The organism is Stenotrophomonas sp. 704A1, assembly GCF_030549525.1.
In the GTDB taxonomy this organism is placed as follows: Bacteria; Pseudomonadota; Gammaproteobacteria; order Xanthomonadales; family Xanthomonadaceae; genus Stenotrophomonas; species Stenotrophomonas tuberculopleuritidis.
In genome coordinates this window covers 18,145-32,668 of record NZ_CP130831.1, presented here as the reverse complement: position 1 = coordinate 32,668, position 14,524 = coordinate 18,145, and the positions used below count along the sequence as shown (strand labels likewise).

The 14,524-nt window shown below is 57.1% G+C and carries 10 protein-coding genes; 3 read left to right on the top strand and 7 right to left on the bottom strand.

The features are described from left to right. Positions 1-13: 13 nt before the first annotated feature. The 3 genes from Q5Z10_RS00135 to mblB all read right to left on the bottom strand — a co-directional run bounded on the left by Q5Z10_RS00135 (position 14) and on the right by mblB (position 6,809). Positions 14-2,389: an RHS repeat protein gene (locus tag Q5Z10_RS00135; protein ID WP_303637344.1), complete on the bottom strand. Its 2,376-nt coding sequence runs from the start codon at positions 2,387-2,389 to the stop codon at positions 14-16. Between the two features lie 995 nt (positions 2,390-3,384). Then, positions 3,385-5,565 (bottom strand): anti-phage 6A-MBL system cap2_3 protein, encoded by a 2,181-nt coding sequence (gene cap2-3, locus Q5Z10_RS00130; protein WP_303637343.1) that lies wholly within the window; start codon positions 5,563-5,565, stop codon positions 3,385-3,387. A 68-nt stretch (positions 5,566-5,633) separates the two neighbouring features. Further along, entirely contained in the window at positions 5,634-6,809 is a 1,176-nt protein-coding gene (mblB, locus tag Q5Z10_RS00125; RefSeq protein ID WP_303637342.1) for an anti-phage 6A-MBL system MBL-fold protein, read from the bottom strand. A gap of 109 nt (positions 6,810-6,918) precedes the next feature. Between mblB and Q5Z10_RS00120 the strand changes: the two genes are divergently transcribed. Next, positions 6,919-7,821 carry a BrxR family transcriptional regulator gene (locus tag Q5Z10_RS00120; RefSeq protein ID WP_303637341.1) on the top strand — a complete coding sequence of 301 codons (903 nt, stop codon included), beginning with the start codon at positions 6,919-6,921 and terminating at the stop codon, positions 7,819-7,821. A gap of 12 nt (positions 7,822-7,833) precedes the next feature. Here Q5Z10_RS00120 and Q5Z10_RS00115 read toward each other — a convergent pair whose 3' ends face one another. Beyond that, positions 7,834-8,415, bottom strand: coding sequence for a hypothetical protein (locus tag Q5Z10_RS00115; protein ID WP_303637340.1), 582 nt, complete (start codon positions 8,413-8,415; stop codon positions 7,834-7,836). Positions 8,416-9,020: 605 nt separating this feature from the next. Between Q5Z10_RS00115 and Q5Z10_RS00110 the strand changes: the two genes are divergently transcribed. Continuing rightward, positions 9,021-10,358: an AAA family ATPase gene (locus Q5Z10_RS00110; RefSeq protein WP_303637339.1), complete on the top strand. Its 1,338-nt coding sequence runs from the start codon at positions 9,021-9,023 to the stop codon at positions 10,356-10,358. An 836-nt stretch (positions 10,359-11,194) separates the two neighbouring features. Continuing rightward, positions 11,195-11,845: a hypothetical protein gene (locus tag Q5Z10_RS00100; RefSeq protein ID WP_303637338.1), complete on the top strand. Its 651-nt coding sequence runs from the start codon at positions 11,195-11,197 to the stop codon at positions 11,843-11,845. 329 nt (positions 11,846-12,174) lie between these two features. On the opposite strand, the gene Q5Z10_RS00095 is transcribed toward Q5Z10_RS00100, so the two are convergent. From Q5Z10_RS00095 to Q5Z10_RS00085, 3 genes are all read right to left on the bottom strand, one after another. After that, on the bottom strand, positions 12,175-12,450 hold the full coding sequence (locus Q5Z10_RS00095) for a helix-turn-helix domain-containing protein (RefSeq protein WP_303637337.1): 276 nt from the start codon (positions 12,448-12,450) through the stop codon (positions 12,175-12,177). 762 nt (positions 12,451-13,212) lie between these two features. After that, the gene (locus tag Q5Z10_RS00090) at positions 13,213-13,803 is read right to left on the bottom strand and encodes a tyrosine-type recombinase/integrase (protein ID WP_303637336.1); all 591 of its coding nucleotides are present in this window, start codon (positions 13,801-13,803) and stop codon (positions 13,213-13,215) included. Then, on the bottom strand, positions 13,781-14,329 hold the full coding sequence (locus Q5Z10_RS00085; protein WP_303637335.1) for a site-specific integrase: 549 nt from the start codon (positions 14,327-14,329) through the stop codon (positions 13,781-13,783). The genes Q5Z10_RS00090 and Q5Z10_RS00085 overlap by 23 nt, the downstream gene beginning before the upstream one ends. Positions 14,330-14,524 lie beyond the last annotated feature (195 nt).

Sequence of the window (14,524 nt, the reverse complement as noted above, 5' to 3'; positions counted from 1 at the left end):
CGAATCATGTACATCACGGCTCTCCCATGCGATAGCGGCCGGGATAGGAGGTGAAGGTCACTCGGCCAGCATAGTCATAACTGTTAATCACCTGTCGGAGCGTGTCGCCGCGATTTGTCGCGTCGTATTCTTCAGACAGCACAGGGCGGAGCAGCACATCGCGGTAGGTTATGCGTCGTGCACTGCCAGTCGCCTCGAGCTCCCGCCAGTGACCTGGTGCCAAACCCCGCTCCGTGCTGGCGGTGCGTTGGCGTATGAAGGTTGTGGCATTCCATCCCACGCTGTCGCCGCTGGGATAGTTGATCTGGGTCAGGCGACCCATCGGATCGTAGCCAAAGCTGGTAACTGCCCCCGTCTCGTCGGTCCGGTTCAAAAGCCAGCCGTTACCGTCCACCAGCGCGGTAATGCCGGTACCGTCTGCATAGAGAATCGTGCGTGGAGTCCCGCGGTAATAGTCCTGGAAGTGGGTGGTATTGCCGTTGCCATCCATGCTCTGACTGAGCATGCCCTGTGAATCATATGCAAGCGTGGAGGTAAGCTTGCCGAACGTCCAGGTCTTGTACGGCAGCGACTGCGCGTTGAACTCTATGCGTGAGCTTTCCACGCCAGAATCGATGTCCGCCACGACCGCCTTCTGGCCCAACGTCCAGCTTCCCAGGCCGTCGTGATAGGTGATTCTGTCCTTTGCGACACCCAAATCGCTGCCGCTGAATGTTTCCACCGGGCGTGCGAAAGCATCGAAGCGATCCACTCGCTCCACGTACTGCGTTCCGTCGCGAACAGTCGTGACGAGCCGCTGCGGCTCGACCAGACCTTCTGTGGGGGTGATGGCGCTTAGGGACTGCCCCACAAGCGGCACGAACTGCCCGGCCGCCTGCTCCTTAGCGAGGTACTCATAGTTCACCGTTTCCAGGGTCGTTCCCGCTGTGCTGACCGTCCGGCTTTCCAGCAAACGGCCTTCGTCTTGGCGCGGTCGTACGCCGAACCGATATCGGTTCGTGGACCCATCGGGCTGCGTTACCGTGGTCCAGCGGCCCTGCGGCCCGAATGTGCCTTCATAAGCGTAGGTGGTGGTCATCCCTGATAGTCCGGCCCCGGTGACTGAGCGCTGCTGCAGGTTCCAAACCGCCACATAAGGCGCGCGCTCGCTGGACGAGCAGGGACTGATGTCAGTGGCGCGGTAGAAGTACCTATAGTTCAGGGTATAAGTGGCCGTCGCCCCGGCCGGGTGGGTCACGGTGTAGATATAGGGTCCCAGCACATCGGGCATGCGGGGATCGCATTCAGAGCCCTCCGGCGTGGGGCCGAAGATCGGTGGGCGCAAGGTTCCATTGGGTGAATAGGTCCATCGGGAGCCATCCGGCAAAATGACGGCGGCTAGCCCCCCGTCAAGCCGCGACCCCAGCGCTCCCGGCTCACGATACTGGTATGTCCAAGTCCGGCCATTGGCCGTCGCACTGGTGATGCGCTCCCCAGTATAGGTGATGCTGATACTGCGGCCGTCGCTGCTACTGATAGAAGTCAGCTTGTCGCCTGTGTAGCCGTAGTTCACCCAGTTGCCGAAGCGGTCCTCAGCGCGGGTGGCCATGAAGAAAACATGGCTACGCGACAGATAGCGGGTGGGCGCTAGGGGGTTGTCTTTGTAACTGTACAGGGGCATCTCGCGGCTGACGACCCAGTTCAAGGAGTACGTGATTCCCTGCGGAGTAACGACCTGAAAAGCCTCGCCAGGAACACCGTTCTGAGTCTGCGGTAAGCAACGCACGCGTGTGTCACCAACGGTCACCCAAGGATAGCTTTTCCCATCGCTTGGCATTGGGATGTTGGCCGAGGCAACCAGCAACTGCGCATCACCCTCCCCAGGCAGGTGCAGGTTATATCCGTTCCAGATCAGGTCCTCCGGGTAGGGCGTGCTTTCCCCGATAAAGGGCTTCTTCTGCAATGAGCAGCGCTGGTAGCGGCTGGCATCATCGTCTGCCCCAACCACCCAGCCACGGGAACTGAAAATGCCTTCCAGGTAGGGCACGTCCAAATCCCAATCGTAGAAGCCGGCCAGGTCGCCAGGTCTGGCATTCTGATGGAGGTAACGCTCACTGATTGTCCGCTTGCGACGGAGCGCTACAGACAGAGCGTTGTTGCCCGGGATGGTGATATCCGTTATCGAGAAGTCGAGTTGCCCGTTGAAAAGGGAGACGTTTTCACCAAACGAACCTTCATCCAGCTGCCCAGTGTGCTGAGCCTTGCCAACCTTGTTCGCATATTGCGACTCGGGTTCGACCCGATCCTGGGCCCCTGCAGTACTGCAGACGAGGCATGCAATTGCTGACGCTACGCACCATTTTCTGGAAACCATTCCTGTCCCCCGGCAGTAGATGAACGACTCGTTCATGAACCGCTGAGAGTTTGCACCGGATCCCGAGCGTCGTGGCCATAGGGACTCCCCGCATCGTGCTGTAGGAAATCTCCGACAGCCCCCAGTGCGTAAGCTATGGGATGGCAAGAAGAACGTAACGGTGGCTAGCGCAGGACCAGCATCAATTATCATCTGTGAGAAGGAGGAGACTGGGGTTTCTTGTCGCTACTTATCAGCATTAAGCCCAATATTCACTCTGAGCGAGTGCCGCCTAGCCTAGATGTCGCGGGGCCGAATGGTGGCGCGTACCCGGCACCGCTAAGGTCAGAGTTCAGAGACAAGAGTACTTCTGACGCCTTCGTCTTGTTTCGAGAGAGGGCGAAGACCGTAACTTCCCTAGGGGGGCTGGGTGACCACTGAATGCTTGTCAGGATTGCCGTCCAGCCAAGGGCGAGTGCCATCATCCGAACGTACTTCCTGGCGTCGGCCCTGTATCGATCCGAGCAGCCCGAGCGAAGTAGCTCGGGAGCTTCGGGCACACTTTATTGTTGAATTATCATGAACTTCATAGTATGCGTTCCTCAGGGTATGGCTGCGAACGCCCCTGGCTCGATCGCATTGCAGGGGTCCGTGCTTCTCCGATAGGGATACCGGTGATTGGCATGAATGAACAACTCGACTAGGTCGAGGCGCTACAGAACTTGTTGGTCTCCTGCGTTACTGGCAGCAGATAGAGCAATCCAGAGTATGTCGCGCTCCGCAGATTGCTGATGGCCAATCCTTCAGCTAAGGCAATTGAGCGCCGGTTAGCGCCTAAATCGCTTCCGCCATTGGAGCCCGTGCCGCGCCCGGCCGGGCTCAGGGGATTCAGCGATGCTTGCAGGCCGAGGGAGCCGGAGGGCCTATCCTCGCCGGCTGAAGTAGGCAACCACCTCAGAGATACCTGAGCTTGGCGCAGGCTCGGTCACGCAGACAAGTCGGATGGGAGTGAGCGAAAGCAGGTTTGGAAGCTCGTCCGCACGTAAAACGATCTAACTCCCTTTCACCTGCAGGAATACGTCGATGCCATTCTCGCCCGCGATGAGCATCACCGCGGGTAATCCGTGCGCACCCAGCCTTGTGCAGAGATGTGACAGCAGGTCCTGATCTTGGATGCTGGGAACTGCGTTAACGCCCTTGGGGTGCGAGTGCCAAGCACCTATCCAAAGGACCATACCGGCTGTTCGTCGCTGGGCCTCACTGATGTCTTCCTGCACGCCGTAGCTACCGCACTGGAAGTCCGCCTCAGTTGACACACTATCCCTTGGCGCAGAACGGCCGTCCACGAGATGGATTGTGTTGAGTTTGAAATCGACGACGCCCAGAAGGATTCCTCCGGTTTCGAGTGGAAGCGAGTTGGCTCGTTCCCCCAGGAGTTGTTCGCAGAGACCTTCGTCCCAGAAAATCTCCCAGTCTCCTACCTTTTTCGAAAAGGTTCGTCTGGCCGCCACCTCAATGTGACGAATGCTGCCGTCGCTCGAAGACTCCCATACATCGATACTTGCACCGGAAAGCATTGACCAATTCCTGATCTGCCCTGCAAGTAATGATGCACTTCGCAGCACCTGGTCGTAGCCTAGGACGACAGAGACATCGCGACAGCCCGCCCCACTTCGAAGGGGGCGCCCCTTTGCTTCGAGGTGCACTGCTCCCCAATCTTGCTGGATGATCGCCCTGTAGTACTGGGCCTCAAGCGATGCGCCTCTGATTTCCCGCGCGCTGTCCTCAGCAAGAAGCACGCAGCCATCTCCCGACGGCGTCAAGAAGGTTGCCATACCTCGAGGTAAGTCCGCTCCAGACCACGCCCTAGTTACCTGGATGGTTGTTGATGCATCGATGAGGAGATCGCCACGCTTCAGGCACGCGTGTACCGGCTCTGTATCAAGGTCCGAGGCCCGGTTCTGCAACGCTTTCACATCTGGGTCGGCAAACCCGAGCGTCCGCCGCGCATGGCGTTTGGCTACTTCGACTTTTGGCAACCCAACCTGATCTTGGGTGCCGACATGCCGGACGACGTTGTGCTGAGCTAGAACGTCGGGATCGATGTAGTCCCAGTGACCCCATGCGGAGCGTGACCATATATCGATAAGGGCACTTCCCAGGGCGCCCACTCCTGCAATTACGCCGCGGAACTCACCGTCCTCAATTCCCGACCATCGCTTCGCCTCGTCTCGATCAAGACTGCGGCTGACGTCGATGTGCAGCACTTCGATATCTTGCCAACCCTTCTCTGGCCACCTTGGTCCTTCTCCAAGTATAAGGACTGGCTGGACTGTATCGTTCTCTCCGTACCGGCCAAGTGCCTGCATTTTTAGCCCTAGCGCGACGAGGTCACAGTCGATTCTGAAGCCTATCGAGTCGATGCTCACAACTTCACCGTCTATTGTCCGCGGAAGACGAACGATCAAGATGATTCGCCCCTGACCCGGCCGGACGTTGGCGTCGCAGCATCGCCGGAAAGCCTCTTGAACTGATTTGGCCAGTCCCGGCATCAGCGAGCTTCCCTTAGCTGCAAGCAGCTCTTCAAGACTGCCAAGCGATGACGGCGGCGAGGAGAGTGGCAGGTGCGCGATCGGGGCGGCATCCATGATGAGTATGCGATGAGGCGCCCGTGCCGGAGAAGCGGACGCGACAATGCGCGTGCGATATGTCACTCCGCGTTCCCACTCCCACGCATCCATCAAAGCAAGCTCCTTGGACGGATCGCTCAAAGCCTCTGCAAAGTCCGGTGGAAGCATTAGGCACTGCCCAAGGCTGTAGAAGACGGGTTCCAAGCCGCGGTCGGCCCCATGAATCGTCCCATCTGCCGTCTTTTCCAGCCAGGCTAGAAGGGTCTCGAGTAGCGCTTCTGGCGTGAACCTGTGTTCCGCAAGCTCCCAGTCTCCCTCCATGATGCAGAGCGACGGTGGTCCTTGGTCGCCCGTAGAGTACTGATGCAGCGCTCTCGGAAAGCTCTTCCTGAGAGGTCGAGCTTCGAATGGGAATCGGGCACCAGTTCGGTAAAGAAGTGCCATTCGTTCGATGCGGTGAATTCCTGCGTCGTTCCCAGGGGACACGGCGCCATCACCAACATCGGCCACTATGATCTCTGCAACGAATGGGTGTTCAAGCCGTCTCAGCTCCACAACATTGATATCCGCATGTGCATTGCAGGCCGTGAGGAGGGCTTGCATGCGACCATCGCGGAATGGATCAGCCTCACCTTTGGGGATGCTGACCCCCCAGTCGAGAAAATCTGAAGTCACTGGGGGCTGCCCGCGCGCGGCGCGGCAGCCAGTGCCGCTACCGTAGAAGAGCCTGCGCCTGCCTTCCTGACTCGGACAGCCCCGAATGAAACCTGGAGATCCAGCGGAGCCTGCTCCCAGTACTGCGGATACTCTCCGGTGCACATGAATTTTCCACCCACAGCAGCCAGGATGCTCTCGTACTCCCTCTTAGCGCGAATGCACGGCGGATCATTCTTGTCATCCAGGATCCGCTTTGAGCTAGCCACAATCACGGCACCGGTCTTCGCCTGACCCAGGGCAGCTCGCGCTTCAGGTGACACTTGAGCCTTCTCGCCCTTTTCGGACCAGCTATCCCATGACAGCGAATGCCACGAGCAATGGTGTGGTGCCTGAAGAAGGTCGTACTGTAGCGCACCGCTCTTACCATACTCAGTCCAGAGAAGCTCCCATACGTAAACCTCCGCATCGCCGCCAGACAGGAACTTGCAGCGGGGGCGTCCGGCCTCGACAGAGTCCAATGCGAAGTTGATGACGATGCTGGAATTGTTCTTCTTCAGTTCCTCAACAATGTCCGGGTCGTCGCAGAGGATGGGCGCGAGCAGTGTTGCCTCAAAGTAGGAACTATTAGCACCATTAATGCGGCTGAAGGTGCTGCCAGGTTTGATGACGATAGGGGAGAGATCGTCCGTCTTGCCGTCAACGTCCTCACCCATCAGAAGTACACGCTCACCGTCCTTGTTCCCTAGACCATGGCGGTACTGGGTTACCCGCCGCTTTGCCTCGCGATTGAAGGCCAAGGCGTCGTCGCAAAGAACATGGTCCTTTGAACGACGGCGGAAGACCAACGGAGACGACCAGATTTCACGTATAACAATCCGCTTGTCCTTGTCAGCTTTCTTGTCGTCAGGATAGTCCTCGATCGGCCCCAGATAGAAATGACGGGCCAGACCGAGACAGTGGTCCTTGTCGGGGTGACTCAACATGAAGACGTCTACATAGGGCCGGCCAAGTCCATCCCGCTGCAGCCTAGCTCGCAGATCCGAAGCCACATCACGTACCGAAGTGTCGTCAGCATCGTCCGCCGCGGCGCGGATGTTAACGTCAATCAGGATAGAACTGACCGCAGCATCCGCGAGGCGGATCAGGGTCATGTCACCGCAGTCGACCGGGAAGAACGTGATGTTGCTCATGCGAGTTGCGCCTCATCGTGTTGACCACCCCTGGTGGCCGTTGGACGCACTATACTACGAAAAAATACGAGGTCATAAAAATTAGTGGCCTCCATCGGACAATGCAGAGATGACTAATAAATTCAATGACTTGAAAGTAAGCGCTGGCCGTAAGGAGCGTTGGGGGCAGGCCCGCCGGCTAGAGTTCATTGACTCCCGTCTCTTGTGGGCGGGAAAGGTCAATCGTTCCGACCTGGTCGAGTTCTTCAAAATTTCGCCCCCTCAAGCAACTCTGGATTTTGCTGAATACGCTGCACGCGCGCCCGAGAATGCGAAGTACGACGCCAAGGAACGCGCGTACGTTGCAATGCCGACCTATGCGCCGATATTTACCGAAGGATCGAGCGCCCGATATCTGGCAGAGCTGCATGCCATCACCACTGGCTTGCTGAGCCCCGACCTAAGCTTCCTAGGCAATCCGCCGCCTTCAGAGATCGTGAGCTTCCCGACCCGTCGGGTCGATATCGGGCTCCTGCGGGAGACCTTAACTGCAGTTCAGTCCGCTAAGTCTCTGGAGATCACCTACCAGACCATGGCACGTGCTGAGCCAGATGTAAGGTGTATCTCTCCCTTAGCATTGGCATACGACGGGTTTCGGTGGCACATCCGAGCCTACTGTCACATGCGCAAGGACTACCGCGACTTCCTCTTCGCCCGAATCTTGACGGCCAAGCCATCTGGAGACGCTCAAGCCGCGATCAGTGGAGACGAACAATGGAACCGCATAATCGATGTCGAGATAGCCCCTAACCCCGCGCTCTCTGAGGGCGCGCGGCGAGTTATTGAACTTGACTACGGCATGTCAGACGGAAGATTGAAGTTGAGGTGCAGACAGGCTATGGGCTACTACTTGTTGGCACGCTTGGGTCTCAAGGAGCAGGAGAACGAATCCGCAAAATCGCAGCAGATCGTCCTTGCCAATCGCGCTGAACTGTCAACCTACCTCCCCAACATTGTGCGGCCGGAGCGGTAGATGAAGGGGCGATCATGCCGCGCCAGGAGCAGCGGAACCTGGTTGGGTTCCCTCAATGGCTAGAACAGTTCGAACCAGACGGACACCGGCTACGCGGGCCACGACACTAGCGCCAAGGTACTGAAGACAGAAAACTGCTGCGACGGGACCGCGGGCGAAGCCGAGATCAAAGACAGTGAGTGTGATGGGAGCCGCCACGGTTACCATGAGTGAGACTACTGCCAGATCCCGAAAAGTGAGATAGCGACGATTGGCATCAACGACGGCCTCATCATTGCGATGGTCGCGGTAAATCTTGTACCAAAGGCGTTGCTGGGCATCCGGGTCCGACGGAAGAGGACCCCGTCGTGCCGCAACTGCGTCGGCGTCTATTCTCGAATCCTCCTTCAGGTGCCTCGAGAATGCCGAATAGCCAGGCAAGTGATACCTAGTTTTCCAGAAGACGATCGCTGCCTTCAGCTCCGGTGACAACACTGACGTCATCATGTACAGCATGGGGGGCGACAGCACTGTCGTCAGCCCGCCGATGATCATTTTCGGCTCGGCGGCACCCCACCGCCAATCGGGCGTCAGTGCATATGTCAGCAGCGCCATGTCGAAAGCTACAAAGGCTCCGATCCACCTAAGCAGTCCTCCTTTTGCAGACACCTCATTCTCCCCGTCGACTGAATTAGCAGGTGGTCGAGATCTTCTTCCCCCGCTAGATTATGCCTTCCCGATGGGGGATGTATGTAGAGTGCCCGGGATCTGTCCCCAAGGTATAGCCCATGCCTCCCGGGTCAACCTCCGCCTACCCTATCGATCTTTCCAGGAGTAGCCGGCCGGGATGCGCCGGTGCTTGGGCGGGGCGCCTGGTGAGTAAGAGACAGGTGCCATCAAGCCATGTCCGGTGTTTTAGGAGCTGACGCCGACCAGTAGTAGCCATTTATACCGCTCGCCGCGTGCCAACTGGAGGAAAGCTCGCATTCAACGCAGTGCATCCTTAGCGCTTCGCAGCTTGAAACGACCTGGTCCTGATGGGCGTTGCCAAAGGACCAGTTATATGTCTTTGACCATACGCGGCTCCGGCCAAAGACTGACCTACACTCCTCTGACTTGATCCCATCCCCACAATGTGGTGCCCGGAGTGGACGGCGCTCGATCTTGGATAGCCATCCAACATCTGCCAACATTCCGACGATAGACAGGGAGGGTCCCCCATGGAACGAGTACTCGAGGTCTACCACGACGGTGGTCCGGTACGTCTGGTCGACGAGGCTGAAGTCAGTGCAAGGGACAACACATATACAGTTGTTGTGGGGGAGAATGGCGTTGGGAAAAGCCGGCTGTTGTCGGACATTGCTCGGGGACGGATCAGCGACTACAACCTAATGGGTGCTCGGCGCCTTAGCGCCTCCCCCTTGCCTGTGGTCATAGCGGCATCAACCAGTCCGTTCGACAAGTTTCCTGCCCCGCCGAGGCGACAAGCGAAAGCACAGAAGAACTACCGCTATGTTGGCATGCGCGGTGAAGGTATTTATGGCGCTTCATCAGCTGTATCGCTGCTGTCTTCCGCAGCTCGCGGATTGCTATCTAAATTGTCCGAAGCTCCACCTAGCTTGAACCTACTGGGTGTTCTGGATTCGCTGAAGTTCTCTCCAGTGTTCCACTTTGTCTTAAAGCCGCAGTTTGAACGCTCGCGCGAGAATGAGACGTCGACCCGTCACAGGGGTGACAGAACCTCCTTCAAGTTTGGCGCCTACAGGTACAGCTTCGATACCCGCGTCGCATCCATCCTTGAGGCGACCGAAAGCTTACGGACAGTCTTGAGGGACCTCCACTTCGCCTCTGCCCTTATGGATGCGCCTGGCGCGTTGCGTCTCACAGTTGATTTCCGAAGTAGCGTCGCAACACTTAGCGGGGCGGTGATAGAACCAAAGCATCTTGGCGCAATTCTAAGGTTGTTCGACGAGAATCTGCTTCGGCTGATGGACATCGAGGTGGAGAAAAATGGACGGCAGCCCTTCAGCCTTAAGCGGGCAAGCTCTGGTGAGCAGTGCTTGCTTGTGTTGATGCTCGGCGTCGCAGGACACATCCAAGACCACTCTCTGATACTGATAGACGAGCCCGAAATCAGTCTCCACCCAGAGTGGCAGGAGCGCTTCATGGCGCTCCTGCAGTCCGCGTTCTCACATTACAGCGGCTGCCAGTTTGTGATTGCCACGCACTCGCCTCAGATCATCTCTAGGCTTAGTGGCCCCGGCTCCTTCATCTGTCACCTACGCAAAAGGAAGCTCTATCCTGCATCGCAGTTTCAACGCCGCTCCGCAGACTTCCAACTGGCGGAGCTGTTTGATGCGCCCGGCATGATGAACGAGTACATCTCCAGGGTATGCTTCAATCTCATCGCCCAAGTGCGCGTCGGCCGCCCACTCACGCTCGAAATGAAGCGCGAAATCGACTGGCTGTTCGAGATGCGCTCAAAGCTTGACCCTAGCGACAAGCTGATAGCGTTGATCGACTCACTCTCGGCGCTTCTCAGGGAGGAGCGGACTTGATTGACGACCCTGTTGTCTTTAGCGCGGATGCGCTCAATAGAATTGCGACCGTACGTGCTCATCCAGCATACGACCATACGATGTGGTCCGACGCCAGTCTTGAGCCGGTCCGTGTGGAAGTCCGAGATCATTACCGACGCGTGCAACGCTTGGCGTGTGTGTACTGCCTCAACCCCATATCGATCAGGTCGGCCGCAGGCTCTCCCGTCGAACACATTGCTCCTAAGGCGATGTACCTAGGATACATGTTTGAGCCACTCAACCTGTGCGTCTGCTGTCCTGATTGTAATGAGTACAAGAGTAGCCGGGAGGTTCATGTCGACCCACCCGTCAAGGGTTACGTTCCTGTGGCTTACCCCAATGATCCTGAGAAGTTTAGGATCGTACACCCGCACTTTGATGAGTACTCAAAGCACATTAGGCGGGCCGGCATACTCTACATACCGATGAGCCAGAAGGGCAGCTACACCTTCTATGTCTGCCATCTAGGTCGCTATCTTAGTGAGCTGGGTATGTCCGATGAGCTCTTCAACGACTTGCATGCCGTTATGCAACGTCATAGGTTCCATGAGGGGTAAGCGCAGAAAGGGCGGTGCAGTAGTTCGACGACGCGCCTACGCCACGTCGATGGAGATAACTTCGTCGGAGCGACTGGTTGGTCGACCCAACCGGCAGCCGCCGGGGGGCTCTTCGACGTAGTCGTGGCGGAGAGTAGCGACGTTTGGACTTAGAGCATCAATTGCTACTGATGATGAGCATTATTCTTAGACTTTGGTACGTGACGATATCGAAGCTCTGGACTGTTGGGCAGTAAGTGACCGCATTGGAGTTTCGCGTTGAACAGTACCTCGCAAAGTGCCTTTGATTTGGAAGATGCCGTGATGCCACTCCTGCGGGATGGCGCGTGGTGGGATACTCACTCTCCTTACTACCGTTATGCCTATCAAGAGGCCGACGCCTACGTCCTTGCTATGGAGCGGCTGACTGCTGGGGAAGCGCAGTGGACGAAAGTGCATGGGGCTGCCGGGTTCAATGACGTGTTTGCGAGTGATGTGCCGGATGATCTTATTGAGCTTCACGAGGCCGCCTATCGCCATGCCATTAGCTGCCATCTTTTTGTGTGCATGGCTCTGGAGGGATTCATCAACGCCTACGGAGTTCGCCGGCTAGGCGAACGGTTCTACCAGCAAAACCTGGAGCGCGTGGGCATCACAGAGAAGCTCGCAATCTTGGGCGTATGCTGCCGTCAGTGGACCCTCGCGCCTGATTCAGAAGTTCGTAGGGATTTCAGGCAGTTGTTCGACGATAGAAATCGTCTTGTCCATCCCAAGACGAGAGAGATGCGCTGGGACAGGCTCGAAGATGCGCTTTACGGGCATCCTTCAGAGATCGCGCTCCACGAAACTATGGCTCGCTTGGAGAGATGCATCGATTTCTTGTGCGAGGCAGACAACGACATCCACCGGGATTTCTACTTCCGTAGGTAGCGCTGTCTGCATGGATAGGCGGATCTCCTGAGGAGCGGGGCTAGCGCAACGCTCCCCACGCTAGTCCCTGTTGGTTAGGGCAATTGCATCCACCTTTGTTGCCTTCCAACGCGGTTATTGCTGCCATTTGTACCGACTAGAGATAGGAATCGATGACGTACATGTTCTCCCGCATAGGATCTACATGTGTAGTCTCGGGGAAGATGATGTGCTGCATCTGAATGTGCTAGGGAAGGATGGCCTCGACTGGGACCTCCGATTCTGTGTTCGGATCTGGAGAGAGCCACTGGATCCAGAGGCTCTGATCTCTGCGGGCGATTCGTCCGACGCTATCTGTCCTTAATCTGGCTGGCACGCACGCTCTTCACCAGCTTCGATACGTGCTCAGAGACCTCGGTAGGGGAGAGCCCCAGGGCAGAGGCGATGAGACAAAACTCCAGAACATCCAGGCGCCGTGCGCCGGACTCGACCGAAGAAATTCTCTGCTGGGGCCATCCCAGATGGGAAGCCAGCTTGGCTTGACTGATCCCCAGGGACTCACGTCGCTCGCGAAGCTGGCCGACCAACCGAAGGTATGCACTTTGGTAGATCGTTTTAGTAGCCATCGGGTCCGCCTGTAGGGGCGGAATGGAATCTATGGCCGAGGCAGCGAATACATGAAAATTGTGTGGACGGGTTCCCGGCAGCTTGCTAGCATCGGAGCTGGTTGAACTGCCGGGGATCGAGTGATCTATGGGCGTGACCAACAGACCCTCATCTCCCCGTGGCCAGACCTCGATGCGCTACTGGTATCGCTTGGGCCGTTCTACGCATGCGCGTGGTGTGCGCTTGAGCGCTCGACTTCGATCTCCGCACCTGTAGCCGCTGACCCAGCTACTGCGCAGCACTTGCTGCTATTCCTTAAGGCAGCGGGGGTTCTGGCTGAGACGGGCTCGTCAAACGGTTCTACAAGGCGCTCTCTTTACGACCCTATAAGCTGGAGCTATCGGGAAAGCAGTCAGCTGCCAGACGATCTGGGTGCTTCGCTAACCCGTGCATTGAGAGCCTGGTGCCCCTCGCTTGGAGCACACGACCGTCAGTGGCTTTGGCGTCAGCTCTCCGACCGAGAAGTTGCCGCCTATCTCGTGTCACTGCTACGCAAGCATCGAATCGGGATTCAGCACGCAGAGGAGATCTTACGCGTGCAGGAAGAAGGCTGGCTTCAGCTGAGCTTGGGACGCAAGCGGTATGTGCTTTGGTCATCAATTCGAGGAGCCGCCAGTCAGTTCTTGAGCACCGGCGGCGATGAATCGGCGGCAGTCACCGTGCTGAGCCGCGAGATACGAAGTCGAACAGACTGGCTCTCTCACAAGCAAGCATTGGGAACACTAAGCAAGTCTGACTACAGCTTCTTGCCAGATCCCGCGTGGCGGCGAATAAGCTATGTCGTCTTTGCTTGCCAGCTTCTTCAGATACTCGTCTCGCGCTCTGGCGAAGACGCGATTGAGTGTTTCGGGAGTGACTGGTTTGCCTTTGTAGCGCGAGTTCTTGGTCCTTTGAACGAAGAGGAAGCCGTGGTCCATTCCGCCCCTGGCTGTCCTCGGCCCAAGTAGGCGGGCTCTCTCCTCCACGGCATATCTTTTGAGCGCGTTGAGAAGCCAAACGGGAACCGGCACCTTCCGCTTCTTCGATCCCTTGCCCATCACCTGGATCGCGACTTGAACAAAGTTGTCCTTTCCATTCGTGATCGCGTTCAGAACTGTCTGAGCTTTCAGATCGCAGACTTCTGCTCTTCTAAGTCCAGCATGCCTGCAGAGCTCTGCCATAAGGCGTGGGCCTGTCAGGCCATCGTTGATGATGAGTTCCCCGTCCTCCACATGGGTGGGACTGGGCCCAAGCTGATCGAACACGCCATTGAGTGTGTCTATATGCAGCGCGGTAACGTGTTCGTCCGCCTCATTGAGACCCGGAAGCTTCACTCCAACGTCGAGGTTGAGAGCGGTGCCCTGTGGCGTCTGCACCTCTACGATAGCGAAGCGGCTTTTTCAGGTAGCCACGGCTCTGGCAGAACCGGATTGCCTTGGTCAATGTTGACCAGCGGCGACGTATCGTACTTGCCGCAAACTTCCTAAAGGTCACAGGCGAAATGCTGTTGTTTAGATCGTATGCATAGTTTTGAAGAAGCTCTTCATCGATCAGCTCGAACGTTCTGTCTCTCGCATCGAGGTAGTGATGGAAGTCTATGAGGTCCTCAGCCCAGCCTTTTGCTGATGCAGGGGAACAGACGAGAGACGGTCGCTTTTCCCTGGTCAGGGTTTCATAGCAAAGAAACTCAAACGCTGGCTCGATGGCCATTGCCGTGTTTCGGCTGACCAGGAAGCTGAAACCTGCTGGTAGCGGTGTGCCGGCATCTTCGGATCGTTTTGAATGTGTGCGCTTCCCAGCGCTTTGATCCTTTGCTTTTGGCGCTTTTACGTGCCGGATTTCAGCGTCATAGATCGTCATGGCGCGAGAACATAGTCGCACCATTGTTCCCAGTTCAAGACTGGAAAAATTCTTGTCGGAGATCGCTCAGACAGCCTCAATCTTCGAACAGTTGGTTGTGGGAACTCAATGCGTTACGCTCAGAAGGAAGGATGCGTTCTTAGACCGATTTCACAGAACGAAGTTTGTGCGACTCAGGTCGCATTTTCTCCAAGG

Coding starts and splice junctions, on each gene's coding strand:
- Q5Z10_RS00135 (WP_303637344.1), bottom strand. CDS start 2,389: ATGAACGAGTCGTTCATCTACTGCCGGGGGACAGGAATGGTTTCCAGA.
- cap2-3 (WP_303637343.1), bottom strand. CDS start 5,565: ATGCAAGCCCTCCTCACGGCCTGCAATGCACATGCGGATATCAATGTT.
- mblB (WP_303637342.1), bottom strand. CDS start 6,809: ATGAGCAACATCACGTTCTTCCCGGTCGACTGCGGTGACATGACCCTG.
- Q5Z10_RS00120 (WP_303637341.1), top strand. CDS start 6,919: ATGACTAATAAATTCAATGACTTGAAAGTAAGCGCTGGCCGTAAGGAG.
- Q5Z10_RS00115 (WP_303637340.1), bottom strand. CDS start 8,415: ATGGCGCTGCTGACATATGCACTGACGCCCGATTGGCGGTGGGGTGCC.
- Q5Z10_RS00110 (WP_303637339.1), top strand. CDS start 9,021: ATGGAACGAGTACTCGAGGTCTACCACGACGGTGGTCCGGTACGTCTG.
- Q5Z10_RS00095 (WP_303637337.1), bottom strand. CDS start 12,450: ATGGCTACTAAAACGATCTACCAAAGTGCATACCTTCGGTTGGTCGGC.
- Q5Z10_RS00085 (WP_303637335.1), bottom strand. CDS start 14,329: ATGACGATCTATGACGCTGAAATCCGGCACGTAAAAGCGCCAAAAGCA.